The following is a 24,470-nucleotide window of genomic DNA, read 5'->3' on the forward strand; positions in this document are numbered from 1 at the left end:
TTTAAAGGTTAATTATTTTACTGGTTATTAATCAGTCACAACCTCAGGGTTGGAAACTAATAACATTCGACCGCGAGCAGCTAAGTAAGTAGCTACTTGCAACTGCATTTCTGTATTAGCGGCAGCACTGCCTTCAACAGTTGCAGCCTGTGCAGCATCTTGAGCTGGCGTTAATATAGAACCATGATGCCCTTTAGTAAATTTAACTAAGTAGCTGGTTGGTGTTTCACTCAATGCTTGCGAAGTACTTACTGTTTCAAGGCCCATCAAGTTAGCTAATGGAATTGTGCCTGAAATAGGATTATTTGCTGCCATTGGTGGTATCACTTGGTCAGGCTTGTTATCAACACCATCGCCCACAACAACATTAGTATAAACAGGAGTACCTAATGCTTTCACAGTGGCTGCGTAATTAGTTGGATCGCCACTATCTAGCGCTGTTTGCGCCGCAAATGCAAACTGAGTAAACACTCCTTGAATATTAGTAAGCTTACTTGTTTCACCAGCTGTAGTTAACGAAGCTACATACTCGTTATAACCACAGGTTAAATATGCTTCCATATCTGGCAATACTGCACCACAGTTAGACACTGCATCAGCTTGTAAATACGCGTTAAACTCATCAGCTTCTGTTGTACCTGCTTGTGAAAGTACTGAACCTTGGATAAATGGACCAAATGCAGCTGATTCTAGTAAGAAGCTAGCTATACCGCCGCCGCCGCTTGCAAGTGCTACTGTGTTTACATTAAATAATGGGTCGACAGTTGGCGCTAATGGGTTATTAGCTTGTGCAATAAATGCAGGGGCTACAATAGAGCCTAATGAATGACCAATGTAAGTTACATCTTGTGCATTAATCGTTGCGTCATTAATAAAGTTTAGACCTAAACGTAAACCTAATAAATCAGCCGCTGATTGACGTAAGCTATCACGCGCAACAAGTAATGAACTTAAATTCATGTAACTAAGCACAGAACCCGTTGTTGCATTAAAGTCGTCTGTTCCATCACCATCAACATCTATTCCACGCTCACCATGTCTTGGATGGTCAATAGCAACTGTTGCAAAGCCTTGAATAGAAAGCTGCGCCGTTAAAGCAAGCATACTTTCTTTTTGTGTTGTAATACCGTGTTGCATAATAACAACTGGCCATCCGCTATCAGGCATTGCGATAGGATCTAATTGTAACTGCGCACGTACACCATTAATTATTGGTAAAATAGGCTTAGTAACTTGCACTGGCACATTTGCCATGCTTTGTACTTTTGGAATGGAGTTATATTTTGTTAAATGACGTGTGCTATCTAGTCCTAAGTCACGTAATTGCCCGTCACTTAATGCAGAACATAAACCATCATTTTCACTAATAGGATCTGTCGGAAATGCATCACCAGCAACGGCCTCGTAACCGATTATTGCCACCGCGTTATCACACATACCTTGCCAATATGTATCACTTAAATCACTAATATCAGTACCCGTTGGTGTACCTAAATACATCGGTAGCATAATGCTACCTTTTTGATATTGAACACCAGAGAAAGCAGCAGACACTTCTACACCCTGAGAAGCAAATACCTGTTGTACATTTACCATCGGTTGTTCAGGAACTTGAAGCGCAGGCGTTGGCATCGCAGGCTGTTGCAAACTTGCAGCTAGCAATTTTTTAATTGTCCCAAGTACTGGCCCCGCAGACTGAATAGTCATTGCGCTAGAAAAAATAATATCTTCTTTTGTTATATTTCCTGAACTTACAACTACATTTTCGTAACTGTTAACAGCGCCCTGCAAACCAAGTTGGGCTTCTGTAATTAATGGCGCTTCTTGTTTAACCAGCCCATAAGTAGAAGAAGGCTCGATAGAACGCCCTAATGAATCTTTAAGACCAGTAGTTAGTACATTGATGTATGAGCTACCTGCCGTAAATGGTTTTAAAGGAATAATTGCAACGGCATCACCAGAAGCTTGAGTAACAAAATCAACACCAAAAGTAAGCTCACCGACCAATTTACAAGCTGTACCTGCAGCTACAACTGAACATTCTGCGTCAGTTAAACTTGCACCCATTACTACTTCAAAAATGCGAACTGTACCTGGTGTCCCAGCAGACGTTTCATCTAAACTCACATTTGGCGGAAATGTTAAATCGATTTTATAAGGAACCTGCGAAGACCAACCATCAAGTGCACCTAATGCAAGCTGAGGGTCAGCATAAGCTGCTCGAGAAATAGACACATTGTCGTCATCTAATTCTCCAGGAATATTAAGTGTACCGTCTTGGGTTCCACTCATTAATAAATCATTAGGTACCGATAAGATACCTGCAGCAGGGTCAAATGTAACCGTTGCTGTTGGAATAACGGTTGCTGTGTCGTTCTTAACATCTTCTAACGTTTCTCCGCCGCCACAACCTGCCAAGGCAGCTGTAACAGAGAGTGAAAGTAGCATTTTTTTCATATTGTTGGCTCCGCACATATTTTATTTTTATAGTGTGTTTAATCAGTGTATTAAGTTAAAACAATGTAATCAGGTTATTAATGAGACATTAGACCAGTTAAACTTAACGTAAAGTTTCTATTTTCGCCACCTAATTTTACAATAAATTCGATTACTTCACGTTTCGCTATGTTAAAATCAAAAAAAATAGATGAATGGGTACTTTTATGCACACATATCAAGCGGCTGAAAACGCACTTAAAGATAAAATTATTTTAATAACAGGCGCCGGTGATGGTATTGGCCGAGTAGCAGCAATTACGTATGCAAAATACGGCGCTACAGTTATCTTATTAGGAAAAACAACTAATAAACTTGAATGTGTTTACGATGAAATTGTTAATGCGGGTTACCCTAAACCTGCAATTGTGCCCATGGACTTAAAAGGCGCAACTAAACAAAACTATCGTGACCTTGCTGCAACAATTGAATATCAATTTGGCCGCCTTGATGGCTTGCTCAATAATGCAGGTATTTTAGGGTCACTTGGTCCACTTGAACATTTTTGCTCATCTACGTTCGAAAACATAATGAAAGTAAACGTGACCGCGCAAGCGATGATCACTAAAGCGCTTTTTCCTGTTCTTCGTAAGTCTGATAATGCATCGATAGTATTTACGTCATCAGGTGTAGGCCGCAAAGGCCGTGAGTTTTGGGGGCCATACGCCATCTCAAAATTTGCAGTAGAAGGCATGATGCAAACATGGGCATGTGAAGTAGGCAAAACGAATATTCGTATAAACTGTATTAATCCAGGCGCTACTCGCACTTCTATGCGCGCTGCTGCATACCCAGGAGAAGATAGAGACGCGCTTGCTACACCAGAAGATTTAATGCCAACCTACTTATACTTGATGAGCGATGATTCTAGTAAAGTGAATGGCGAATCGTTAGATGCTCAAGTAAAAAAGTAATTTAGAGTTTAAAAAATTTAAACAACACATTAAAAAAGCCGCAATTAGCGGCTTTTTTGTGTTCAATAAATAACTAATTTATTATTTACGTTTAGTAGGCTTAACACGTTGATTGTGTTTTTTAACTGCTTTGCGGATCTGGTTGATTTTAGCGCGTTTATCTTTGCGTTTTTCAGGCATAACAGAAAGCTTAGTTTGTGTCTCGCGCCCTAATTTAACGGTTTTGCGTAAGTAGTTTACTGTTTCTAAATCATACTCCATCCAACCACCTTGTGGCACGCGCTTATCAAGCTCTAGTTTACCGTAACGAATACGAATAAGACGAGATACTTCCGCATCTTGAGACTGCCATAAACGACGTACTTCACGGTTACGTCCTTCATTTAACGTTACGTTAAACCAGCGGTTAACGCCTTCGCCACCCATAGGGGTTACAGTCGTGAATTTGGCTGGACCATCTTCAAGCTCAACACCACGTAGTAAGTTTTTAACCGTTTCATTGGTTACTTCACCAAATACACGCGCAGAGTATTCACGCTCTACTTCATAGCTTGGGTGCATCAAGCGGTTAGCTAATTCACCATCATTAGTAAAGAGCATCAAACCCGAAGTATTAACGTCTAATCGGCCAACCGCAATCCAACGCTCACCATCAATACGAGGAAGTCGGTCAAATACTGTACGACGCCCTTCTGGATCTTTACGTGTGCTTAACTCACCTTCAGGTTTGTTATACATAATCACACGACAGATTCTATCTGCTTTTTCTTCAATCTTTACAGTGTGCCCGTCAACACGAATCAAATCAGTTTCTTCAACACGGTCACCTAACTTTGCCACTTTACCGTTTACACTAACGCGGTTTGCATCAATGTATTTTTCCATTTCGCGGCGTGAGCCTACGCCTGCACGGGCTAAGACTTTTTGTAACTTTTCACCTTGTATAATACTCATTCGGATGGTTCTCTCACAGAAGGATCGCTCAATAACTGGTTAATTTTACTTTGCTGCTCTGTTGGCAGCGCAGGTAAGTTTTCAAGTCCAGTTAACGAAAAATAATCTAAAAATTGTTTAGTAGTTGCATATAAAGCCGGCTTACCCGGAACCTCTTTATGCCCTACCACTTTAACCCACTCTCTTTCGAGTAGGGTTTTAATAATATTCGAACCCGTAGTAACACCCCTTACTTGCTCAATTTCACCGCGCGTAATGGGCTGCCTATATGCAATAAGTGATAATGTTTCCAGTAAAGCACGCGAGTATTTTGGTGCGCGTTCTTGCCACAAGTTATTTAACCAAGGGCTTAAACTACTACATGCCTGAAAACGATAACCGCTACCAACTTCAACTAAGCGAATACCACGAGTTTGAAAATGTTCTTGTATTGTATCTATTGCGTCGTTTATTCGCGCCATAGAAATAGCTAAATCTACTAATACAGTATCTTTAAGGTGGCGTTTACTCACAGGCTTATCTGCAACAAAAATAGCTGCTTCAATGATCTCAACTAGTTGTTCATCACTAATTCGCCGACCCGCCATACACACTCTTAAAAAATAAAAATACACAGCCATCTATTATGACAGAACAACGCCAAACTAGGAAAATATATCTACTAAATAACTAGATTTTAAACACAAAAAAGCCAGTGATTATCACTGGCTTCTAATTTACTCTTTAAAACAACAAATATTAGCTGTGTTTAATGGCTTCTAATGCATCATCTTCAGCTACTGCGTTACCGTATTTTTTAATGTAACCCATAAACTCGCTTTTACTGATGCGCTTATCTTGGTTTTTATCCATGTAACCAAAGTGATTTGAAATATCATCATCGTTACCTTCAACTACCGAGATATAGCCATTACTGTCGTTATCTAAGCTCGAAAAGCTGCTTTCAATTTTATCGAATTTAGCGATTTCAGCTTTAAATGCCGACTCACTTACTTCAGAATCAGTGGCTACTTTACCATTGTTTAACTTCATGTAAGTGTTGAATTCTTTGCGGCTAATTTCGTTATCCATATTGGTATCAATATTTGAAAAATGGCCCCAAATGCTATCGTCATCAGCTTCAACTTTTGAGATGTAGCCATCGCTGTCATTATCTAAACTTGCAAAGTCACTGTCTATTCTTTCAAGACCTTGATTAGATGAACAAGCCGCTAGGCTTAATGATGCTAAAATAGTGGCTGCTAATGTTAACTTTTTCATAAGACGTATCCTTCGTAATTAATTAAATGTCACTTTAACTAATACAAATCCAATGCCAATAATAGTTAACTTATAAGAATCAACAACTTAATCTTGATTGGTACATTTGTTGAACAGTTTCAATAAGTTAAGCTTGCAAGCTTTGCAAACAACCTTGTAATTTTTGCAAAAAAATACCCGGTAAAAAACCAGGTATCTCAATTTTAGTTATATAGTTCAGCTAATAATTAGATTGCTGCGTTTTGGTAGCGTTTAACAAACTCAGTAACGTTTTGACCATTACATTTTAATGAGTTTAAGTTACCAATTTTTTGACGAACAGGTGCTAAACCTTGTTTTAAAGCCGTCATACATAATTGAGTTTCTTGTTGAGCGTCTTTTGCAAATACTTCTACTTTCTCAACTGATGCGTTGCTTAATGTCGTTTTTTTAGCAATATCGCGAATATCTTCACCATTACATAAAATGCTTTTAGAAAAACGAGATAAGTAAACACCGTGCTGAGCAGCTTCTTTACGAGCAACACTAAAGCCTTCGTTTGCGCTTAGTACACATAACTTAGACTCAATTTTATTATCTTGACTGAAGTAAGTATTGCTTTGTGCTGAAGCAGTTGCAGATGCTAATAAAGCAGTAGCTAAAAGTAGTTGTGTTTTCATGAGAGATCCTATTTGAACGAGCTAAACAAGTGAATTTCGCGCATTATATATTCAATAAAGTTAAGTTCAATTGAATTTTTTATTTATTTAAAAAGTTAATACTACATTTACAATGTTTAAACTTTACCCACCAATTGATCAACATTTGCGCAGCTATTTTCTCATTTCAGTCATGTTATGTACGCGTATTTACTGATACAATTTAATTCATTAAATAGATCCAATTTTAAGGTAAATTTTATGAAAGTGATTTCTTTCAATATCAATGGTCTGCGTGCTCGTCTTCACCAATTACAAGCAATTATCGACAAACATCAACCAGACGTTATTGGCTTGCAAGAGATTAAAGTTCATGACGAAGCATTCCCACTAGAAGATGTACAAAAAATGGGATATCACGTCTACTTTCATGGCCAAAAAGCCCATTATGGCGTAGCTATGTTATGCAAAAAAGAGCCTAAATCGGTTTTAAAAGGCTTTGCTACCGATACAGAGGAATCGCAAAAACGCATGATAAGCGTCACTGTTGAACAAGATAACGGTCGCGACCTTACAGTCATGAATGGCTACTTCCCACAAGGTGATAATATTAATCACGAAACTAAATTTCCTTATAAACGACAATTTTATAAAGATTTAATGACACACCTTGAAACCAACCACACCCCCGATCAAGACGTCATTGTTATGGGCGATATCAACATATCACCTACCGATTTAGATATTGGTATTGGCGAAGTAAATGCTAAACGTTGGTTAAAAACGGGTAAATGTTCTTTTCAACCGGTAGAGCGTGAATGGCTTGCAACATTACTTAATTGGGGCTTTAAAGACACCTTTAGAGAGCAAAACCCAGAAACAGACGATCAATATTCGTGGTTTGACTATCGCTCTAAAGGGTTTGTAGATAACCGAGGACTTCGAATAGATGTAGTACTTGCAACTAATGAGCTTGCAGCACGCTGTATAGATACTGGTATTGATTACGAACTGCGCGGTATTGAAAAACCCTCAGATCATGCCCCTATATGGTCAACATTTAAGTAATTACTATGCTAAGCATAACAATACAAGGGCTACTTTGGGCCCTTGTAATTATTATTGCCCTACTAAGCTTTGATAAAAAAACATATAAAACATTGCTTAATACGCCAGCCCGTCAAACTGGAGTTCTTGCATGTGCGTTAGTGTTTGCAGTGCTTTGGCGAATAAAAGCAGGAATTTTAACTGGCCTTGATTTACACATATTAGGCGTTACGGCCGCGACATTAATTTTAGGCTGGCGATTGACTATTTTAAGTAGCCTACTTGCCACAGCGCTACTAACTGCATTTGGTCAAATTGAACTTGAACTGTTACCAGTACAACTGATTATTGGTGCGTTTATTCCTATTTTACTAAGCTACCTTGGCTTTATAATTAGTTACCAGTATTTACCTCGTCATTTTTTTGTTTATATATTTGTTTGTGCGTTTATAACTGCAGGGTTTATAGCCTGTATAAAAATAAGCCTAGGTGCTTTATTTTACTTAGCTATAGGGCAATACAATTGGCAAGAACTTGCAGATAACTACGTTTATTTAAGTGCCATAATTTGGTTTCCTGAAGCAATGCTCAACGGCATGGCTATAACAATTATGATCACCTATCGCCCGCATTGGGTAAAAACTTTTTACGATAAGGACTACCTAGACTCATGAGTCTACAATATCAATGCCCGCTATGTAATCTCGCACTTTTGAAAGCTGATTCAACACTTCGTTGTGCTAATAACCACAGCTTTGATTTTGCCAAAGAAGGGTATGTTAATTTACTGCCTGTGCAACAAAAAAATTCAAAACAACCGGGCGACTCCCTTGAAATGGTACAAGCTAGACGCGCATTTTTAGAGCGTGGATACTACCGCTTTTTACAACAAAATCTTAGCGATTTAGTCGGTCGAATAAGTTCGAATACGGTTATTGATTTAGGATGCGGCGAAGGGTTTTATACCCAAGCAATAGCAAGTAAAACAGACGCAGTTGTATACGGTGTCGATATTTCAAAATCTGCCGTTAAATATGCAGCAAAGCGCTACCCTAATTGCCATTTTAGTGTTGCATCAATTAGCCAAGCACCTTTTAAAAGTCAATTTGCTGATATACTTATTAGCGTATTTGCACCTTTGTTTGAGGAAGAGATTGAACGTCTTGCTAATAAAAACGCAACATTAGTGGTAGCAAGCCCAGGCCCTTATCATTTAAAAGAGCTAAAATCGTATATATATTCAGAAGTAAACGAACATACTGAAATAGCCACGCCAAAAGGGTTTCAAAAAGCAGAACAGGCTCTTTTAACAGAGCATGTAGCGCTTAGCTTTACTGATATTAAAAACTTAATAATGATGACGCCATTTGCATGGAAATTTAGACCCGAGCACTGGACAGCACTCGAAGAAAAAGGTGAACACAATGTCACCTTATCATTTTATATTACTCAGTTTACCAAAATAGATAATGGTATAACCCGCTAAAACTGCTCTTTAGTAAATGCTCTATCCATTTTTTCAAACATATCTTTAAGTAAGTTAGCAAGCTCCATATAACGGGGCTTGTTTTCACTTAACTGCGTTTGATATCCATTAGCCGCCATTTTAGTGTACAGCTCGTTGTACCATTTTTGCATCGCAGGATCTAAAGGCGTTTGCGCTCGTTTACCTAACCAAAATAAACCTTGTAAAGGTAACGATATAAAAAATAATGCACTCGCAATAGCTTGCGGTAAAAAATCAGATCCTAAGTAATTAAGCTGAAAAAACAACGTTAGCATAGCCAAGATTGGCATTACTGTAATGGCAAGCTCAGTCGCTCTAATCACTCTAAACTCTAAAAACAAAGGCGCAAGCTCTTTACGCATTGGCCATTTTTTACCATACAAACGGCCTGTTTGTAGTTGTGACATCACACTTTTTTGCATCATGACTCCTCACAGATACTGCTTTTAAATACAATAGAAAAACGAGCTATACCCAAAGTGTAACACAAAATGAGGGAGTTACACTTTCTCAGTAAAAGAGCTTAAATTTACCCTTTAATGGCGAACAATCCTAACTTAAACATCATAAATAAGGTAAAATATTTAACATTGCGTTAACCACTTTGCAGTTGAACATTCAATTGTTTTAGCTTTATTTAATACCGTAAGTGTAACTATCACGTATTAACGTTCACTTACTAAATTTGTTTATGGAAATTGAATCTATGCCAACAACCTCCCCTGAATCCCAACATGTTTTAGTTTTAAACTGTGGTAGCTCTAGTTTAAAGTTTGCCATTATTGATGCAAACGACGGTCACGAAATTATATCAGGCCTTGCTGAACGCTTGGGAGCCAAAGCCCCCTCCATTAAATACAAATTTAATGGAGCTAAGACGGTTATCGACTTAGCGGCTAATCAAGCACATGCTGAGGCTATAAATACGCTTGTAAGCTTAATAAAGGATCATAACCTTGATGAGCACCTTATTGCTGTTGGGCACCGTGTTGTTCATGGCGGAGAGCATTTCACAAAGTCAGTCTTAATTAATGAAGATGTAATTAACGGTATTACTAAAGCGTCTTCTTTAGCGCCGCTACATGGTCATGCGAACTTGTTAGGTATTTCATCTGCACAAGCTTCATTTATAGGTTTACCGCAAGTAGCAGTATTTGACACAGCATTTCATCAAACTATGGATGAAGTTGCCTACCTTTACGCCCTACCCTATAAGCTTTATACAGATTACGGTGTAAGACGCTATGGTATGCACGGCACAAGTCATTACTATGTAGCAGGACAAACTGCTAAATTATTAAATCAGCCTATAGAGAAGAGTAATTTCATTAGTGCTCATTTAGGTAATGGCTGCTCTGTTACTGCAATAAAAAATGGTAAAAGTGTTGATACCAGTATGGGTTTAACGCCATTGGCTGGTATTGTTATGGGTACTCGCAGTGGAGATATTGACCCCGGTTTATTTAATTTTTTAACTACACAGCTTAGTTACAACGCTCAGCAAATAGATAATTTATTAAACCAAGAAAGCGGCCTACTAGGTATTAGCGAACTCTCTAACGATTGTCGAACGATTGAAGAAGCCGCTGTTGCCGGACATAAACAAGCACGTTTAGCGCTGGATATTTTTTGCTACCGACTAGCCAAACAAATTGCAGCCTACATGGTACCATTACAACGTTTAGATGCACTTATATTTACTGGCGGTATTGGCGAAAACTCCGATATCATACGTGAAAATGTCATTAATCAATTAGCTTTTTTAGGGTTCAGTTGTGACCAGAAGAGCAATCTTGATGCACGTTTTGGTAATCAAGGTATTATTAGTTCAGCCAATACTTCACCCAAAGTGGTAGTAATGCCGACCAACGAAGAGTGGGTTATTGCACTTGATGCCGCTAACATCGTAAAGGAGCTTTAATATGGCACGTCGTATTATGTTAATTCCTGTGTCTACCGGTGTGGGTTTAACGTCGGTATCAGTTGGTTTAGTCCGCGCTCTTGAGCAAAAAACAGTTAAAGTTAACTTTTTTAAACCCATCGCTCAGCCTCGTTCAGGCGAAACAGGTCCTGAAAAATCAACACAAATAGTCACTCAAGGCTCACCTATTAACCCACCCACCCCTTTTGCTCTTGATTATGCTGAGCAAATGATTGGCGACGGTAAAGGTGATGATCTACTAGAGGAAATTGTTGAACGCTTTGAAAGTAAAATAAACGACGATGAAGTCGCTATTATTGAAGGTATGGTGCCTACTCGTCGCCAACCTTATGCTGGGCGTGTAAACCGCGAAATTGCGCAAACACTCGGCGCTGAAATTGTATTTGTACTTACCCCTGGTAATTACACCATTACTCAAATAGAAGACCGCCTGGAAATTGCAGCAGGTAACTACGGTGGAATCGATCATCCTCGTGTACTGGGCTGTATTTTTAATAAAGTAAATGCGCCACTTGATGAAGAGGGCCGTGCACGCGCCGATTTAGTCGACGCTTACAAACCTGAAGAGCTTGAAAACGAGTTAAATCGTTTAGCGTCTTTACCTATTTTTAAAAAAAATCCGTTTATGTTGCTTGGCGCAATCCCGTGGGATTTTGACTTAGTAGCGCCACGCGTAAAAGACTTAAGCGCGTATTTAAAAGCAACAATAATTAACGAAGGCGATATGCTTCATCGTCGTCTGCGCCGTATTACTTTTTGTGCGCGTACGGTTTCTAATATTTTAAATTATTTTACGCCAGGTGCTTTATTAGTAACACCAGGCGATCGCTCAGACATACTTGTTGCTGCGTGTTTATCTGCTATGAACGGCACTAAACTTGGCGCTATATTACTCACCGGTGGCTTTGAGCCAGAGCCACGTATTATGGCTTTGTGTGAACAAGCCATGCAAACCGGTTTACCAATACTCGCAACCGATGCCGACACATGGCGTACATCATTATTACTGCATAACTTTAATATGGAAGTACCAAATGATGATGACCAACGCATTGAAAAAGTAAAAGATCACAACGCAGAACATATCAATTCAAACTGGCTCGATACTCTAGCTCAAAGTGTAGGCAAAACGCGTAAGTTATCACCACCTGCATTTCGTTATTTATTAACCGATAAAGCACGTAAAGCAGGTAAAACCGTAGTATTACCAGAAGGAAGCGAACCTCGTACAATTAAAGCGGCTGCTATTTGTGGTCAACGTGGCATTGCTAAAACTATATTGCTTGGCGATCGCGAAGAAATAATGCGTATTGCACAGCAGCAAGGTATTGAGCTAAACGAACATGTAAGTATCATCGAGCCAAAAAGTATTATAAATGATTATATTGCGCCTATGGTCGAAATTCGTAAAAGCAAAGGCCTAACTGCGGTTGTAGCACAAGAGCAGCTACAAGATAACGTCGTACTTGGCACAATGATGCTTGAGCAAGGTAAAGTAGATGGTTTAGTATCGGGCGCGGTAAATACCACTGCCAATACAATTCGCCCGCCCCTGCAGTTAATTAAAACAGCGCCAGGATCATCACTAGTATCATCCGTATTTTTTATGCTGCTACCTGATCAAGTGTTAGTTTACGGCGACTGTGCAATTAACCCCGACCCTAATGCTGAACAACTTGCTGATATAGCGATTCAATCTGCGGACTCTGCAGCTGCATTTGGCATAGAGCCACGTGTAGCCATGATAAGCTACAGCACGGGTACGTCAGGTACGGGTGCCGATGTTGAAAAAGTACGTGAAGCCACAAAAATAGCAAAACAAAAACGTCCTGATTTAATTATCGACGGCCCACTACAATACGATGCCGCTATAATGGAAAATGTAGCACTTAAAAAAGCGCCTAACAGCCCTGTAGCTGGTAAAGCGACTGTATTTATATTCCCAGATTTAAATACGGGTAATACAACATATAAAGCAGTACAACGCAGTGCCGACTTAATAAGTATCGGCCCTATGCTTCAAGGTATGCGCAAACCCGTAAACGACTTGAGCCGTGGTGCATTAGTCGATGATATTGTGTATACAATCGCCTTAACTGCAATTCAGGCAGCCCAAGCAGAAGCGCTAATAGCACATTAAACACAACGTGTGCTTTTTATAGCCTAGCTATTATTTATTTAATAATTAAGTAGTTAGGCTATTTATACCCTGCAACCCCCATACTTATCCACAGAAATTGTGGGTAAGTTTTTAATCTCTATTAAAACCCACTTCCAAATGCTCATTTTAGTCACGCTTACACCTTTAACTTGAAGGCAATAATCTATACTATAAAGCTATCAATAATGCTGTATCGCAGGCGTTTAATGTCAAAACAAACATTACAATTACACAGCACGGTTTTATCTATTCACAGTTTAGATGTTGACGCCGATATACCTGCGGCGCTACTAAAGCTTCCTTTATTTTTTATATCTAAAACCCAGGATGAACTATCTATTGTTTGCCCTAGTAGCTTTGAAATAGAGAGTTTAGATACCGAATCTGATTGGCAAGCACTTGAGGTGGTTGGCCCACTTGGTTTTTCGCTGACCGGAATAATGGCTAATATATCGGGTGTATTAGCACGCGCTAAAATTTCTATTTTTTCAATCTCAACCTACGATACCGATTATATTTTAGTAAAAAAGCAAACGGCCTCACTAGCACTTAACGCCTTAAAAAAAGATGGTTACAACGTGGTGGCCCAATAGCATATGAAAGCACAAACAATTGAATATCTAGCACTCAATAAAACGCCCCGCAGTGCCATCCTTATTAAAAGCCCATTTACAGGTAAAGTAATACCGCTTCAAGAACACCCCGAACCTATTTTTAGGTTTGGTATTCTCGGTCCTGGGATTACTGTAAAGCTCAGTAGCCACAAAATTTTAGCGCCGTTTGATGGCACGTTATTACAAGTAAAAAACGCAGGTACTGAGTTTATTTTACAGGCTAAAAATGGTTTAAAAGTTTTAATCAATTTAACTATTACCGGTTCGCAATCAATTACACATACCCATATTGCACAATTAAATGGTAGTGAAATAAGTAAAGGCCAGCGCCTCGCTTATTTTGATTTACGTGAACTAGAAACGCCTATGCTGGCCAGTTTAATCTTACTTAACGGCCATAATCTCGGCACATTTCATTACTCACATTCGCATGTAAATGCGGATGTAGATACCTTATTAACTATTATTAAGAAGAACTAAATTTATGATCACTCTATACGGTATTAGCAATTGCGACACGATAAAAAAAGCAAAAAAATACTTAGCCGACAACAACATCGAATTTACGTTTCATGATTACCGCAAAGATGGCGTAAATGAGCAAATGGTAAGTGATTTTGCAGATAAACTCGATTGGGAACAGCTTGTTAATAAACGTGGCACAACTTATCGCGCACTAACTGATGAGCAAAAACAGAGTTTGACTAAAGAAAGTGCTATCCCATTGTTAGTTGAACAACCTGCCATGATCAAACGTCCAGTACTTATTAACAATGGCAGTTACCACTTAGGTTTTAAAGCAGCCCAATACGATGAGATATTTAAATCATGAAAGATGATGTAATTAAACTCGCCCAAGCACTAATACAACGTGAGTCAGTAACGCCCGAAGATGCTGGCTGCCAACAGATGATGAACGACCGCCTTGCTGCGGTTGGTTTTAATATTGAGTCATTATTTTTTACCGACACATTAAATACATGGGCTCGAAAAGGCACACAATCACCGCACTTTTGTTTTGCAGGCCACACTGATGTTGTGCCAACAGGCCCTGAAAAAAATTGGCAACACCCGCCGTTTTCAGGATTAATAAAAGACGGTTTATTACATGGGCGCGGCGCTGCCGATATGAAAGGCTCGTTAGCTGCAATGCTTGTTGCAACCGAGCGTTTTGTTACTAAGCACCCAGATCATAAAGGTTCGATTTCATTTTTAATCACCTCTGACGAAGAAGGCCCGTTTATAAACGGGACTACCCGTGTAATTGATACGCTAGAGGCGCGCGGTGAAAAAATTGATATGTGCCTAGTAGGCGAGCCTTCATCACGGGATGTATTAGGTGATGTTGTTAAAAATGGCCGCAGAGGTTCACTTACCGCTTTTTTAACCGTTAAGGGTGTACAAGGGCATGTCGCCTATCCACATTTAGCACAAAACCCAATTCACCTAGCAACCCCTGCCCTTACAGAGCTTAGCCAAACGGTGTGGGATAACGGAAATGAATACTTCCCTGCTACCAGCTTTCAAATTTCAAATATTAATGGCGGCACAGGTGCAGGTAATGTGATCCCGGGTGAGCTAGAAGTACAGTTTAACTTTAGATTTAGCACGCAAGTAACACATGAGCAATTACAACAACGTGTAAATGACATACTGCAAAAGCATAACTTAAATTATGAATTAAGCTGGATAGTAAATGGCTTGCCTTTTATCACCGAGCACGGCCCACTTGTTGATGCCACAGTAAAAGCGATTAAATCAGTAACTGGTTTAACGACGAATCTAGAAACTACCGGCGGCACATCAGATGGTCGTTTTATTGCACAAACAGGTGCTAAAGTAATTGAACTTGGCCCACGTAACGAAACTATTCATAAAGTAGATGAATGCGTAAGTACCGATGATTTAATAGCCCTTACCGACATTTACGAGCAAATACTAGAGCAACTTTTAGCATAATGAATGTAACTAAACCAACATCGATAATGTGTATCACAGGGCAAAGTGATACACATTTAACTGACATACAAAATCATCGCTTGCACAGCGCTATTATTAGCGACTTTTTAGCACTACAAAGTGCAGCTAAAAAAGCGGGATTTGATCTTACTATTGCCTCAAGTTTTCGCGACTTTGAACGCCAGTCAATTATTTGGAATAATAAGTTTTTAGGTATTCGACCTGTTTATAATAAACAGCAAAAGGTTGTAGATTTAACTAAATTAAATGATGTAGATAAATGCATAGCAATAATGCTCTACTCTGCACTACCTGGCGCAAGCAGGCACCATTTAGGGACTGACTTAGATGTGTTTGATAAAGCTGCGGTGAGTGATGATTATAAGCTACAGCTAACACCTGATGAATACCTGCAAGGTGGGCCGTTTGCACCTTTAAGTAATTGGCTTGATACTAACTTAGTTAAATTTGGTTTTTATCGCCCTTACCAGCATGATTTAGGTGGCGTAGCACCTGAGCTTTGGCATATAAGCCATATTAAGCAATCACAATTATTAGTGAATAAACTTAGCGAGCAAGTACTTTTTGAATGCATAAAAAACAGTGAACTACAGGGTAAGCGGGCAATACTTGATAACTTACCAGCTATTTATAAACGCTTTGTAACAAACGTGAGCCCACACCTAAAAGAAGGTTAGGTTATATTAAGCCTTCTTTTTATTTAAAATAAACACCAGCACAGCGCCTAATATTAACGAGCTTGCGACTATAAACTCCATTGTTACCTGCTCTGATAAAAACAAAACACCAGCAATGGCAGCAAGTACCGGCACACAAAGTTGCACAACCGCAGCTTGGGTACTTTTAAGTAGTGGCATTGCTACATACCAAACACTATAACCAACTCCAGACGCTATTGCCCCCGAGGCACACGCAAGTAACACCCCTTCAATACTCATATTTTTTAAATAACTCATACCTACAAGTAATAAAACAGGGATAGCAACTAAGCTTCTTATAAAGTTAAACCCAGTAGTACGCAGTGGCGATACGCACACTTTACCGCGAATACTGTATATACCCCATGCCACACCACTGAGTGCCATAAGTGATGCACCTAATAATGAAGGCACAGCTGCAGATGGCAGCATTAAATATACAAAACCAGATAACGCCACTATAAATGCACACCACTGAAGCAGGCTTAATTGCTCTTTTTGATAAATACCCCAGCCAATCATAGTAAGTTGCACAGCGGAAAATAAAATTAGTGCACCGGTACCGGTATCTAGCTCTACGTAGGCAATCGAAAAACAAAGCGCGTAAACAAGCAGGCTAATACTGCTTCGCCAGCTTCCTCTGTCACTTAAAATAGCGGGATTGAATGTGCCTTTACGTTTTAAATTATGGGTATAAATAGCCATTATAATGCCCAAACATGCAGCCCCGCTGAGTAAGCGAATAACAGTAAAGTTCCAAGCATCTATATAACCTTCTGCTAAGGCCATTCTGCAAAAAAGAGAATTTGCGGCAAACGCAATTAAAGCAATTAATGTGTATATGGTGGCTTTCAAAAAAATTCCTTCGCAACGAAAAATAACTATATTGTTTAAACTCACTCGCTAATTAACCAACCACGTTCAAGCCATTGATTAATTTTAGTAATTAAAAACCCAGCGATTTGCTCACCCGGGAGTTCATTTAAACAGGATTGACATAACTGTGCAAAGGGTGTGTTTTGTTTTAATAAACTCAGTAAGCGGTATTCTTGTGCATCAACGCTTAAATATTGTGTACGTCTTTGAGCATCACGTGCTACAACCCAAAAGCGAGGTTCTGAGACTCTTGGCTCTGGCGGTGTTTGCTTTTGTTTTATTGCCTGCCAACTTTCAACCGCCAACGTATTAAACGCAACTAACTGTACACTTGGATGTAATTTTAATAGTAAATTTGGCCATTGCTGAGGTTCAATACTTTCAAGCTCTGATACATCAAGTAATGTTTTATCGCTTGCATCAAAAGTACTTAGTAATAGTCGTTCAAATTTGGCTATATCTGCAAGTATGGGGTAATCACTAAAAGGAGTATTAGCGGCTAAATAATCTGGTAGCTTCTCTGCAAAAATTCGTAGTGACGTATGAGTTGAAGGATATAAAGCTAAATAACCATCAACCATCATCTCAAATAAATCATCACCTAAGTAAATACCCAACTGTTCGTGATCTTGCTCAATCACGGCTCTTAAGCGAATTTTATAAGCGCTTTGATAAATAGAGAGTCGCTGTTGTGTATTTAACTGCCCTTGCTGCGCAATTTGCTCGCTAATATCCGAGCTTTCACCTTGCAGTAAATTCATAAACTGTTGTTGCAGCTTTGCTAAATCACTCATGATCTTATATCCCAAAACGGTTTCACTAGCGCTTTAGCATGCTCAAGCTCAGTAATTAAATCATCAAGGGAGCCAATATTATCATCGCGTTCAATCATGGTACTTACCGGATTTAATGTTTTTGCATACTGAGCATATAAGTCCCACACCGCATCGGGAACATCTTCATCGTGCGTATCTATAATATGCGTACCAAAGTCTTGATGTCCTGCTAAGTGAATTTGTGCAATAGCTGTACTCGGAATAGCTGATAAATAATCCATAGCATTAAAGTCGTGATTTCGTGCACTTACATAAACATTATTTACATCCATTAAAAACTTACAGCCTGTTTGCTTATGTAATTGCGCTAAGAATTCCCATTCACTCATTTGTGAATCGTTATAGGTTAAATAGCTCGATACATTTTCAAAAATCATTTCGCGCCCTAGGTAGTCCTGAACTTGCGAAATTTTATTTGCTAAATGATCAAGTGCCTCTGAGGTGTAAGGCATTGGTAGTAAATCGTGGCTATTAATACCACCCACTTGGGTAAAACATAAATGATCAGACACCCACTGCGGCTCAACCCTCGCAATTGTGTTTTTTAACTGATTTAAGTAGTCCTTATTAATAGGGTCAATACTACCAATCGACATTGATACCCCATGCATAACAATCGGATAATCTGCTCTTATTTTATTTAAATAATGCCAAGGTTTTCCACCGGCTACAAAATAGTTTTCTGAGATAATTTCAAACCAATCTACAGCTGGTTTCTCTGAAATAATTTGCTCAAAATGCGGGGCTCTCAGTCCTAAACCAAAACCTAAAAAACGATTTTTCATAAACTTCCTTAATAAGCCTGAATAAAAAAACACATCGTTCAGGCTTATTTTATGCGTTCGATAAATTGGTATTAGCTACCTACAGAACCACCAATATCACCACATGCTTTTGCAGGCATTGATACAAAACCGGTGCCTTTACATGATGCATGTCCAGCACAAGCATTATTAGCAGTCTTACAATCGTTATGACCGCCACACACATTTACATCGTTACAATGTACTAAATCTGCTTTAGCTACACTGCCAACCCATTTATCTTTTACTGTACCGCCAACGTCAGCACATGCTTTTGCAGGCATTGCTACAAAACCAGTCCCTTTACATGACGCTTGACCTGCACATGCATTCTCAACTGTTTTACAATCGTTATGGCCACCACATACATTCGCATCATAACAATGAACTAAATCAGTTGTTGCGCCATTATTAGCAACTGCACTTGATGTTGCCGTTTCTGCCTCTGTTGCATTACAACCAACTAAACCTGCTACCATTACAGCCATTGCTGCACCTGTAAACTTTTTCATTTTTTAATTCCTCTGAGTGATATAACTCTTAGCAAGACCGCTAAAGCGAAAATACTATTTCAGTGTAGTTCATAATAAACCAAAAAAATTCACACTTTGTTCACTAATGTCATTTTATATTTCTTTATTAGCAGGCAGTTTTACTCTACGATTTTTTACAATATTTCACACATTTAGCTAAAAATAGTATGTTAATGTATACAGGTAAATTAAGAGGAGTGCTCAGTGCGCCGCAGTATAATTTTAAGCTTTTGTTTTATTTTAAGTGGGTGTAGCACAATGGGTTTTAATGACCTGTTTAATGACTATGCCACGCAAATGACACCAATAAGAAATGCGATCGAGAAAAATAATATCGAAGAAGCGCAATCCCTTATTGCTAATAATAGCACCCTGCACAGCAGCTACTTACTCAACCAACTTGAGCAAGCTCGTTTAAACGACTTAGCTAATACACCAGATGATGCACAAAGCAAATTTGAGAACGTGTATACGCAAATGCAAAAAAAACGTGAAGCCGCCAAAATACAAGTTAGTGCGGGCCTTGAACAAAGTAACGCTTTATTTACCAACGACTCAGCAATAACTTATGTGCCACCCGCTTACGAAATGAGCATGCTTCATAGTTATAAAGCACTTAACTACGTGTATAAAAATGATGTTGAAGGCGCATTGGTCGAAATTCGCCGAGCTAATAAAGTACAAGTTGATGCGCTTAGCGAGAATGAAGCAGAAGTAGACTCAACCGTTAAAGAAGCTCAGCAACACTACCCAAGCATGAGCAATGTAACCAGAAACATAAAAAATGGCTTTCAAAATGCCTACACATTTTACTTATCTGCTTTGCTTTACCAAAGTGCTAAACAATACGACGACGCCTATATCGATTATAAAAAAGCATTGGCTATACAACCTAACAATATTTATTTACAGCAAGATGTAATGCGCCTTGCTAAAAAACAAGGGTTTGACCAAGATCTAAATGAATTTAAAAAACGCTTTGGCGATACGCCCACTATTTCTTCATCACAAGGCGAAGTAATTGTTTTATTTGAACAAGGATTAGTACCAAAACAAGATGAATTTAAACTGCGCTTGCCAATTTATTCATCACGTGGCGATGCACGCTTTTACAGCTTGGCGATGCCGGTATATAAAGATAATGCCTATGTGCGCCGCCTTAACAATATAAATATAGATGCACAAAGCTTGGCGCTTAGCCCACTGGTACACATTGAAGCACTTGCAGCTAAAACTTTAGAAGATCAAATACCTGCAAAAGTCGCTCGCCAAGTACTTAGACTAGTAGCTAAAGAGAAAGTGCGGGCAGAACTTGCTCGCAGTGCCGGTGATGTAGGTAACATACTTGCTAATATTTATAATTTGGCGTCTGAGCAAGCTGATACACGCAGCTGGCTTACACTTCCAAATCAAATAAGTGTCGCAAGGCAAAGCCTAAATACAGGTGAGCATTCTGTGCATATAGGCACACAAGCACCTATAAATTTTACCATTAGTAAGCAAGGGTTAACGTTAATTTACTTAACCTCTATTAATAACTACTTTAATTACCACGTAGTTCAACTTTAGGAGCCATCATGAAATACATAGCGCCATTATTAGCAGCCTTAATGCTCAGTGCATGTTCCAGCCAACCGGTTACATCGGGTATTTCTGTTGAACAAAATAAAAACCAGTTTAATGAGCAATTACGTGTAGATAACCCAGAGCTTGGTAAAAAGCTGGCCATTACTGATGTGAAAACACGTCAAACCAACCAGTTAACCGATGTAGTAGTGACACTTTCGAGCCAGTATAAAAAATCACAATATTTGCAGTATCAGTTTAATTGGTTTGATAAAGACGGCTTTGTAATTAAAGGCAACCATTCACCTTGGCAAGCACTCACCTTATTTGGTTTTGCAAAAACACAATTACCGGGCTTAGCACCGAGCTCTGATGCGGTTACCTTTTCTTTAGCAGTAAGAGAAGTGTCTACCGAATCACAAGAATTTAAAGATTAAAGGAAACAACCATGATCATCAGTAACAAATTTAAAACAGTATCAACTTACGCTTTAGTTGGCTTGAGCGCTTTAGTATTAAGTGGCTGTGCTAATAAAGCCGTAGTAAGTTATGGCGATGCACAAGCAGTAGAAACAACCGATATTAATTTTGGCTCTACCGATTTACAAAAAGTAGCGAGCCAAATGACCGATTCATTACTCAGCTCACCCGTTGTTGGCACAATGACCGCTAATAAACGCCCTGTAGTATTTGTTGAGCGTATTAAAAACAAAACTAGTGAGCACATTGATACTGAATCAATCACCGATTCAATCTCAACGCAAATGCTACGCAGTGGTAAGTTCCGTTTTGTAGATATGACGCGTGTTGAATCAGTACGTGAGCAATTAACGTTTCAAAACGAAGATGCCCTTGTTAACCCTGCAACAGCCGTTGCATTTGGTAAACAAATTGGCGCGCAATATATGTTATACGGAAATTTATCGAGCATAGTTAAATCAAATGCCGATAAATCAGACGTATACTATAAATTTACGATGCGTTTAATGGATATGGAAAGCGGCCTAGTTGAATGGGCAGACGAAACTGAAATTCGTAAAACTAAAGAAAAATCGACATTTGGTTGGTAGTCACTAAGCCTTTACGGGCTAATAAGCCCATAAAGGCTACCAATAGGAGATTATTATGAAAGCTATAATATTAATAATGTGTGCCCTACTTAGTGTGAGCGCGCCAACTTTTGCTCAATACGAGCGCAATAAAGCAGTCCCTGTGCAGCAAGTTTTATTTGGTGACGTAAAATCGGTACGCAATATTACCGAACAAGAAATCATTCAAGACAAAAACAACGGTTGGAAAACCTTCGGCGGTGCATTACTCGGTGGTGTTGTAGGCAACCAGTTTGGTGGCGGTAGCGGCCGCACAGTAGCAACAATATTAGGCTCGGTAATTGGCGGCAGTGTTGCACATAATAGGCAGCAGCAAAGTCATTATCAGCAAAATCATTTTGTAGAGTTATTAATACAAGTTGAAAACGGCGACCAGTTTATGGTTGTTCAAGATCAAGACCAATCAATGCGCTTTAGCAAAGGCGATAATGTAAGATTAGTGTACTTGAACGACAACACGGTGCGTGTAGATAAAGCGTATTAGCCAATATATTCATGACTAAAGTAAAAAACGAGCCAAATTTGGCTCGTTTTTTTATTTCTTAAATAACTATACTTGGCGATAGTCTTTAAAAAAACGCTTCATTTTTAACATCGCATCCGATAAATCATCTTTGCTTGGCAAAAATACCAATCTAAAATGATCCGGCTCGGGCCAATTAAACGCCCTGCCATGTACAAGTAATATTTTTTCGGCTTTTAGCAAATCGTACATCATCTTTTCATCATCTTTAACGTTAAAAAGTGCTGTATCTACTTTAGCAAACGCATAAAGCGCGCCTTTAGGTCTTTTACAACTAATGCCTTCAATAGCGTTTAACCCGCGCCATGCTATATCGCGCTGCTCGTATAAGCGCCCGCCTGGGTTAATTAAATTATCAATTGATTGCACGCCGCCCAACGCTTGTTGAATTGCATATTGCGCAGGTACATTGGCACACAAACGCATAGATGAAAGTATTTCAAGACCTTTGCGTAAATCATCCATTACCGAGGTACGACCGCTTAGAACCATCCACCCCATTCTTAGCCCCGCTGCACGGTAGGTTTTTGCTAAACCATTAAAAGTAATGATTGGTACATCATCACACAGTGAGCCGATTGAAGTATGCGTTATACCATCGTATAAAATCTTTTCGTAAATTTCATCGCTCAATAACAGTAGTTTATGTTCACGCGCTATATCAATTAATTGCATTAGCAAATCATCACTGTAAACCGCACCTGTCGGATTATTAGGATTGATTAATACCAGCGCTTTAGTTTTAGACGTTATTTTGCTTTTTATATCTGCAATATCCGGAAACCAATCTTGCTCTTCATCACATAAATAATGCACCGGATTACCACCCGATAATGTGACAGAAGCAGTCCAAAGTGGATAATCTGGAGCTGGAATAAGCACTTCATCGCCATTATTTAATAGCGCTTGGGTGATCATCTGAATAAGTTCGCTTACGCCATTACCAATATAGATACTATCTACATCTAAATTATGTAATCCACGTTGTTGGTAGTGCTGATAAATAGCCACGCGGGCTGAATAGAGGCCTTTAGAGTCACAGTAACCTTGGGCTGAATATAAGTTGCGGATAATATCGCGGTGCATATCTTCTGGCATATCAAAACCAAAAGCAGCCGGATTACCTATATTCAATTTTAATACTTTTTGACCTTCGTCTTCCATTTTTTTAGCTTGTGCTAAAACCGGCCCACGAATGTCATAACATACACCTTCTAATTTGTGACTCTTTTTAATATCAGACATTTTTACCTCTTTAGGGCGTATTGACTTTATGGATTAAATTTGTTCAACCTAGGGGCGATTTAATCGCGGCGCGAGATTTGTAACCTAGTGGGCTAAGTAAAAATTGAGTAACAAAGAGAAAATAGCCCCTAGGAAGAACCCTCTGGGCAATGCGTGTTTAGATTTTATGAGTTGTTATCGCCTATTTATGTGGAAAAACCACACTGCATAGGCTCTGCCTAACCTAAAAACCAGACACTCGTTGCAAATTCAATCCCGAAAGATCAACACGCCCTAGTGAGTCTTTAGACTAACCTAGTAAAGGCGTAAAATGCCAGTCAATTTAGGTGCTTAATACTGAAATAAATTCACGTTTCAGCTTCAATAATTAACGAGATGCTAACCATTCATTTAGCTTAGCTTGAGAGCCTGTTACTTGAGCCATTAAGCTATTAGATGCGTCGATAGCTTCAGCTAAGTTATCTAGGTTTAAATTTTGTTCAATAACACGCGATACTTCAGCAAGGCTTGAAGCTCCAAACTGCGCCGCATTCGATTTTAAGCTATGGGAGTGGCGAATAGCTGCTTCTTTATCTTTACCAATGGTTGCTAAAACTTCTGAGCCTAAACGTTCAAACTCTGAGCAGCAAAAATCAAGTGTATCAGCAAACTGCTCACCCAATAACGATTCCATACTCTCTAATGCTGATGTATCAATATTTATTTCTGTCATATTTTAAGCCCTTAAAACAATCCATGTAAGTTACAGTTTAATAGTACTACTTTATAT

Annotated in this window: 27 protein-coding genes; 15 read left to right on the forward strand and 12 right to left on the reverse strand. The window is 39.0% G+C overall.

Going from position 1 to position 24,470, the window contains the following annotated elements; all coding sequences use genetic code 11:
* Positions 1-27 precede the first annotated feature (27 nt).
* Positions 28-2,457: a VolA/Pla-1 family phospholipase gene (locus QT16_RS18215; RefSeq protein WP_039489919.1), complete on the reverse strand. Its 2,430-nt coding sequence runs from the start codon at positions 2,455-2,457 to the stop codon at positions 28-30.
* 206 nt (positions 2,458-2,663) lie between these two features.
* Between QT16_RS18215 and QT16_RS18220 the strand changes: the two genes are divergently transcribed.
* A complete protein-coding gene (locus tag QT16_RS18220; RefSeq protein WP_002959717.1) occupies positions 2,664-3,410 on the forward strand; it encodes a YciK family oxidoreductase in 747 nt (248 codons plus the stop codon).
* Positions 3,411-3,491: 81 nt separating this feature from the next.
* Here QT16_RS18220 and rluB read toward each other — a convergent pair whose 3' ends face one another.
* The 4 genes from rluB to QT16_RS18240 all read right to left on the reverse strand — a co-directional run bounded on the left by rluB (position 3,492) and on the right by QT16_RS18240 (position 6,283).
* Positions 3,492-4,364, reverse strand: a complete 873-nt coding sequence (gene rluB, locus QT16_RS18225; RefSeq protein ID WP_024595359.1) for a 23S rRNA pseudouridine(2605) synthase RluB — start codon at positions 4,362-4,364, stop codon at positions 3,492-3,494.
* Positions 4,361-4,951: an SMC-Scp complex subunit ScpB gene (scpB, locus tag QT16_RS18230; protein WP_039489922.1), complete on the reverse strand. Its 591-nt coding sequence runs from the start codon at positions 4,949-4,951 to the stop codon at positions 4,361-4,363. Before scpB ends, rluB begins: the two co-directional genes overlap by 4 nt.
* 151 nt (positions 4,952-5,102) lie before the next feature.
* Positions 5,103-5,624: an EF-hand domain-containing protein gene (locus QT16_RS18235; protein WP_002959711.1), complete on the reverse strand. Its 522-nt coding sequence runs from the start codon at positions 5,622-5,624 to the stop codon at positions 5,103-5,105.
* Between the two features lie 227 nt (positions 5,625-5,851).
* Positions 5,852-6,283, reverse strand: coding sequence for a hypothetical protein (locus tag QT16_RS18240; protein ID WP_007582577.1), 432 nt, complete (start codon positions 6,281-6,283; stop codon positions 5,852-5,854).
* A gap of 240 nt (positions 6,284-6,523) precedes the next feature.
* Between QT16_RS18240 and xthA the strand changes: the two genes are divergently transcribed.
* The 3 genes from xthA to QT16_RS18255 are packed head-to-tail and all read left to right on the forward strand — an operon-like array spanning position 6,524 to position 8,795.
* Positions 6,524-7,330 (forward strand): exodeoxyribonuclease III, encoded by an 807-nt coding sequence (gene xthA, locus QT16_RS18245; RefSeq protein ID WP_024596546.1) that lies wholly within the window; start codon positions 6,524-6,526, stop codon positions 7,328-7,330.
* A gap of 5 nt (positions 7,331-7,335) precedes the next feature.
* Positions 7,336-7,983 carry an energy-coupling factor ABC transporter permease gene (locus QT16_RS18250; RefSeq protein WP_039489925.1) on the forward strand — a complete coding sequence of 216 codons (648 nt, stop codon included), beginning with the start codon at positions 7,336-7,338 and terminating at the stop codon, positions 7,981-7,983.
* A complete protein-coding gene (locus tag QT16_RS18255) occupies positions 7,980-8,795 on the forward strand; it encodes a putative RNA methyltransferase (protein ID WP_039489927.1) in 816 nt (271 codons plus the stop codon). The genes QT16_RS18250 and QT16_RS18255 overlap by 4 nt, the downstream gene beginning before the upstream one ends.
* Here the strand turns inward: QT16_RS18255 and yfbV are convergent.
* Entirely contained in the window at positions 8,792-9,238 is a 447-nt protein-coding gene (yfbV, locus tag QT16_RS18260) for a terminus macrodomain insulation protein YfbV (protein WP_024596543.1), read from the reverse strand. The two genes, QT16_RS18255 and yfbV, sit on opposite strands and share 4 nt — an antisense overlap.
* A 284-nt stretch (positions 9,239-9,522) precedes the next feature.
* Here yfbV and QT16_RS18265 point away from each other — a divergent pair, with 284 nt between their 5' ends.
* From QT16_RS18265 to QT16_RS18295, 7 genes are all read left to right on the forward strand, one after another.
* On the forward strand, positions 9,523-10,737 hold the full coding sequence (locus QT16_RS18265; protein ID WP_039489929.1) for an acetate kinase: 1,215 nt from the start codon (positions 9,523-9,525) through the stop codon (positions 10,735-10,737).
* A gap of 1 nt (position 10,738) precedes the next feature.
* Positions 10,739-12,898, forward strand: a complete 2,160-nt coding sequence (gene pta, locus QT16_RS18270) for a phosphate acetyltransferase (protein ID WP_039489932.1) — start codon at positions 10,739-10,741, stop codon at positions 12,896-12,898.
* A 227-nt stretch (positions 12,899-13,125) separates the two neighbouring features.
* Positions 13,126-13,512 (forward strand): ACT domain-containing protein, encoded by a 387-nt coding sequence (locus tag QT16_RS18275; RefSeq protein ID WP_002959696.1) that lies wholly within the window; start codon positions 13,126-13,128, stop codon positions 13,510-13,512.
* A gap of 3 nt (positions 13,513-13,515) precedes the next feature.
* Entirely contained in the window at positions 13,516-14,013 is a 498-nt protein-coding gene (locus QT16_RS18280) for a PTS glucose transporter subunit IIA (RefSeq protein WP_039489934.1), read from the forward strand.
* A 4-nt stretch (positions 14,014-14,017) separates the two neighbouring features.
* Complete coding sequence (locus QT16_RS18285; RefSeq protein ID WP_002959693.1) at positions 14,018-14,365, forward strand: ArsC family reductase; 348 nt, start codon at positions 14,018-14,020, stop codon at positions 14,363-14,365.
* Positions 14,362-15,492 carry a succinyl-diaminopimelate desuccinylase gene (dapE, locus tag QT16_RS18290; RefSeq protein WP_039489937.1) on the forward strand — a complete coding sequence of 377 codons (1,131 nt, stop codon included), beginning with the start codon at positions 14,362-14,364 and terminating at the stop codon, positions 15,490-15,492. Before QT16_RS18285 ends, dapE begins: the two co-directional genes overlap by 4 nt.
* Positions 15,492-16,190: a M15 family metallopeptidase gene (locus QT16_RS18295; protein WP_039489939.1), complete on the forward strand. Its 699-nt coding sequence runs from the start codon at positions 15,492-15,494 to the stop codon at positions 16,188-16,190. Before dapE ends, QT16_RS18295 begins: the two co-directional genes overlap by 1 nt.
* Positions 16,191-16,196: 6 nt before the next feature.
* On the opposite strand, the gene QT16_RS18300 is transcribed toward QT16_RS18295, so the two are convergent.
* The 4 genes from QT16_RS18300 to bufA2 all read right to left on the reverse strand — a co-directional run bounded on the left by QT16_RS18300 (position 16,197) and on the right by bufA2 (position 19,238).
* Positions 16,197-17,066 (reverse strand): DMT family transporter, encoded by an 870-nt coding sequence (locus QT16_RS18300; protein ID WP_039489942.1) that lies wholly within the window; start codon positions 17,064-17,066, stop codon positions 16,197-16,199.
* 41 nt (positions 17,067-17,107) lie between these two features.
* Entirely contained in the window at positions 17,108-17,881 is a 774-nt protein-coding gene (locus QT16_RS18305) for an HvfC/BufC family peptide modification chaperone (protein WP_039489944.1), read from the reverse strand.
* The gene (bufB, locus tag QT16_RS18310; protein WP_002959683.1) at positions 17,878-18,708 is read right to left on the reverse strand and encodes an MNIO family bufferin maturase; all 831 of its coding nucleotides are present in this window, start codon (positions 18,706-18,708) and stop codon (positions 17,878-17,880) included. Before bufB ends, QT16_RS18305 begins: the two co-directional genes overlap by 4 nt.
* A gap of 71 nt (positions 18,709-18,779) precedes the next feature.
* Positions 18,780-19,238 (reverse strand): BufA2 family periplasmic bufferin-type metallophore, encoded by a 459-nt coding sequence (gene bufA2, locus QT16_RS18315; RefSeq protein ID WP_002959680.1) that lies wholly within the window; start codon positions 19,236-19,238, stop codon positions 18,780-18,782.
* A gap of 225 nt (positions 19,239-19,463) precedes the next feature.
* Here bufA2 and QT16_RS18320 point away from each other — a divergent pair, with 225 nt between their 5' ends.
* From QT16_RS18320 to QT16_RS18335, 4 genes are read left to right on the forward strand one after another with little or no spacing between them, the layout of a single operon-like run.
* Positions 19,464-20,828: a COG3014 family protein gene (locus QT16_RS18320; RefSeq protein WP_024595111.1), complete on the forward strand. Its 1,365-nt coding sequence runs from the start codon at positions 19,464-19,466 to the stop codon at positions 20,826-20,828.
* 8 nt (positions 20,829-20,836) lie between these two features.
* Complete coding sequence (locus tag QT16_RS18325; protein ID WP_002959678.1) at positions 20,837-21,262, forward strand: YcfL family putative periplasmic lipoprotein; 426 nt, start codon at positions 20,837-20,839, stop codon at positions 21,260-21,262.
* 11 nt (positions 21,263-21,273) lie between these two features.
* Complete coding sequence (gene lpoB, locus QT16_RS18330; RefSeq protein ID WP_002959677.1) at positions 21,274-21,894, forward strand: penicillin-binding protein activator LpoB; 621 nt, start codon at positions 21,274-21,276, stop codon at positions 21,892-21,894.
* A 55-nt stretch (positions 21,895-21,949) separates the two neighbouring features.
* Complete coding sequence (locus tag QT16_RS18335) at positions 21,950-22,417, forward strand: outer membrane lipoprotein (RefSeq protein ID WP_002959676.1); 468 nt, start codon at positions 21,950-21,952, stop codon at positions 22,415-22,417.
* A gap of 66 nt (positions 22,418-22,483) precedes the next feature.
* Here QT16_RS18335 and QT16_RS18340 read toward each other — a convergent pair whose 3' ends face one another.
* Together QT16_RS18340 and QT16_RS18345 are read right to left on the reverse strand one after the other, a co-directional pair.
* Positions 22,484-23,701 (reverse strand): pyridoxal phosphate-dependent aminotransferase, encoded by a 1,218-nt coding sequence (locus tag QT16_RS18340; protein WP_039489948.1) that lies wholly within the window; start codon positions 23,699-23,701, stop codon positions 22,484-22,486.
* 367 nt (positions 23,702-24,068) lie between these two features.
* On the reverse strand, positions 24,069-24,413 hold the full coding sequence (locus tag QT16_RS18345) for an Hpt domain-containing protein (protein ID WP_002959674.1): 345 nt from the start codon (positions 24,411-24,413) through the stop codon (positions 24,069-24,071).
* Positions 24,414-24,470: the final 57 nt, after the last annotated feature.

The organism is Pseudoalteromonas distincta, from assembly GCF_000814675.1.
GTDB lineage: Bacteria > Pseudomonadota > Gammaproteobacteria > Enterobacterales > Alteromonadaceae > Pseudoalteromonas > Pseudoalteromonas distincta.

Excerpts from the sequence above, each read along its gene's own strand:
- QT16_RS18240 (WP_007582577.1), bottom strand. The coding sequence starts at position 6,283 with ATGAAAACACAACTACTTTTAGCTACTGCTTTATTAGCATCTGCAACT.
- lpoB (WP_002959677.1), top strand. The coding sequence starts at position 21,274 with ATGATCATCAGTAACAAATTTAAAACAGTATCAACTTACGCTTTAGTT.
- QT16_RS18335 (WP_002959676.1), top strand. The coding sequence starts at position 21,950 with ATGAAAGCTATAATATTAATAATGTGTGCCCTACTTAGTGTGAGCGCG.
- QT16_RS18265 (WP_039489929.1), top strand. The coding sequence starts at position 9,523 with ATGCCAACAACCTCCCCTGAATCCCAACATGTTTTAGTTTTAAACTGT.
- bufA2 (WP_002959680.1), bottom strand. The coding sequence starts at position 19,238 with ATGAAAAAGTTTACAGGTGCAGCAATGGCTGTAATGGTAGCAGGTTTA.
- QT16_RS18295 (WP_039489939.1), top strand. The coding sequence starts at position 15,492 with ATGAATGTAACTAAACCAACATCGATAATGTGTATCACAGGGCAAAGT.
- QT16_RS18325 (WP_002959678.1), top strand. The coding sequence starts at position 20,837 with ATGAAATACATAGCGCCATTATTAGCAGCCTTAATGCTCAGTGCATGT.
- xthA (WP_024596546.1), top strand. The coding sequence starts at position 6,524 with ATGAAAGTGATTTCTTTCAATATCAATGGTCTGCGTGCTCGTCTTCAC.
- dapE (WP_039489937.1), top strand. The coding sequence starts at position 14,362 with ATGAAAGATGATGTAATTAAACTCGCCCAAGCACTAATACAACGTGAG.
- scpB (WP_039489922.1), bottom strand. The coding sequence starts at position 4,951 with ATGGCGGGTCGGCGAATTAGTGATGAACAACTAGTTGAGATCATTGAA.
- QT16_RS18215 (WP_039489919.1), bottom strand. The coding sequence starts at position 2,457 with ATGAAAAAAATGCTACTTTCACTCTCTGTTACAGCTGCCTTGGCAGGT.
- QT16_RS18275 (WP_002959696.1), top strand. The coding sequence starts at position 13,126 with ATGTCAAAACAAACATTACAATTACACAGCACGGTTTTATCTATTCAC.
- QT16_RS18280 (WP_039489934.1), top strand. The coding sequence starts at position 13,516 with ATGAAAGCACAAACAATTGAATATCTAGCACTCAATAAAACGCCCCGC.
- QT16_RS18220 (WP_002959717.1), top strand. The coding sequence starts at position 2,664 with ATGCACACATATCAAGCGGCTGAAAACGCACTTAAAGATAAAATTATT.
- QT16_RS18285 (WP_002959693.1), top strand. The coding sequence starts at position 14,018 with ATGATCACTCTATACGGTATTAGCAATTGCGACACGATAAAAAAAGCA.
- QT16_RS18235 (WP_002959711.1), bottom strand. The coding sequence starts at position 5,624 with ATGAAAAAGTTAACATTAGCAGCCACTATTTTAGCATCATTAAGCCTA.
- rluB (WP_024595359.1), bottom strand. The coding sequence starts at position 4,364 with ATGAGTATTATACAAGGTGAAAAGTTACAAAAAGTCTTAGCCCGTGCA.
- QT16_RS18345 (WP_002959674.1), bottom strand. The coding sequence starts at position 24,413 with ATGACAGAAATAAATATTGATACATCAGCATTAGAGAGTATGGAATCG.
- yfbV (WP_024596543.1), bottom strand. The coding sequence starts at position 9,238 with ATGCAAAAAAGTGTGATGTCACAACTACAAACAGGCCGTTTGTATGGT.
- QT16_RS18340 (WP_039489948.1), bottom strand. The coding sequence starts at position 23,701 with ATGTCTGATATTAAAAAGAGTCACAAATTAGAAGGTGTATGTTATGAC.
- QT16_RS18255 (WP_039489927.1), top strand. The coding sequence starts at position 7,980 with ATGAGTCTACAATATCAATGCCCGCTATGTAATCTCGCACTTTTGAAA.
- bufB (WP_002959683.1), bottom strand. The coding sequence starts at position 18,708 with ATGAAAAATCGTTTTTTAGGTTTTGGTTTAGGACTGAGAGCCCCGCAT.
- pta (WP_039489932.1), top strand. The coding sequence starts at position 10,739 with ATGGCACGTCGTATTATGTTAATTCCTGTGTCTACCGGTGTGGGTTTA.
- QT16_RS18305 (WP_039489944.1), bottom strand. The coding sequence starts at position 17,881 with ATGAGTGATTTAGCAAAGCTGCAACAACAGTTTATGAATTTACTGCAA.
- QT16_RS18250 (WP_039489925.1), top strand. The coding sequence starts at position 7,336 with ATGCTAAGCATAACAATACAAGGGCTACTTTGGGCCCTTGTAATTATT.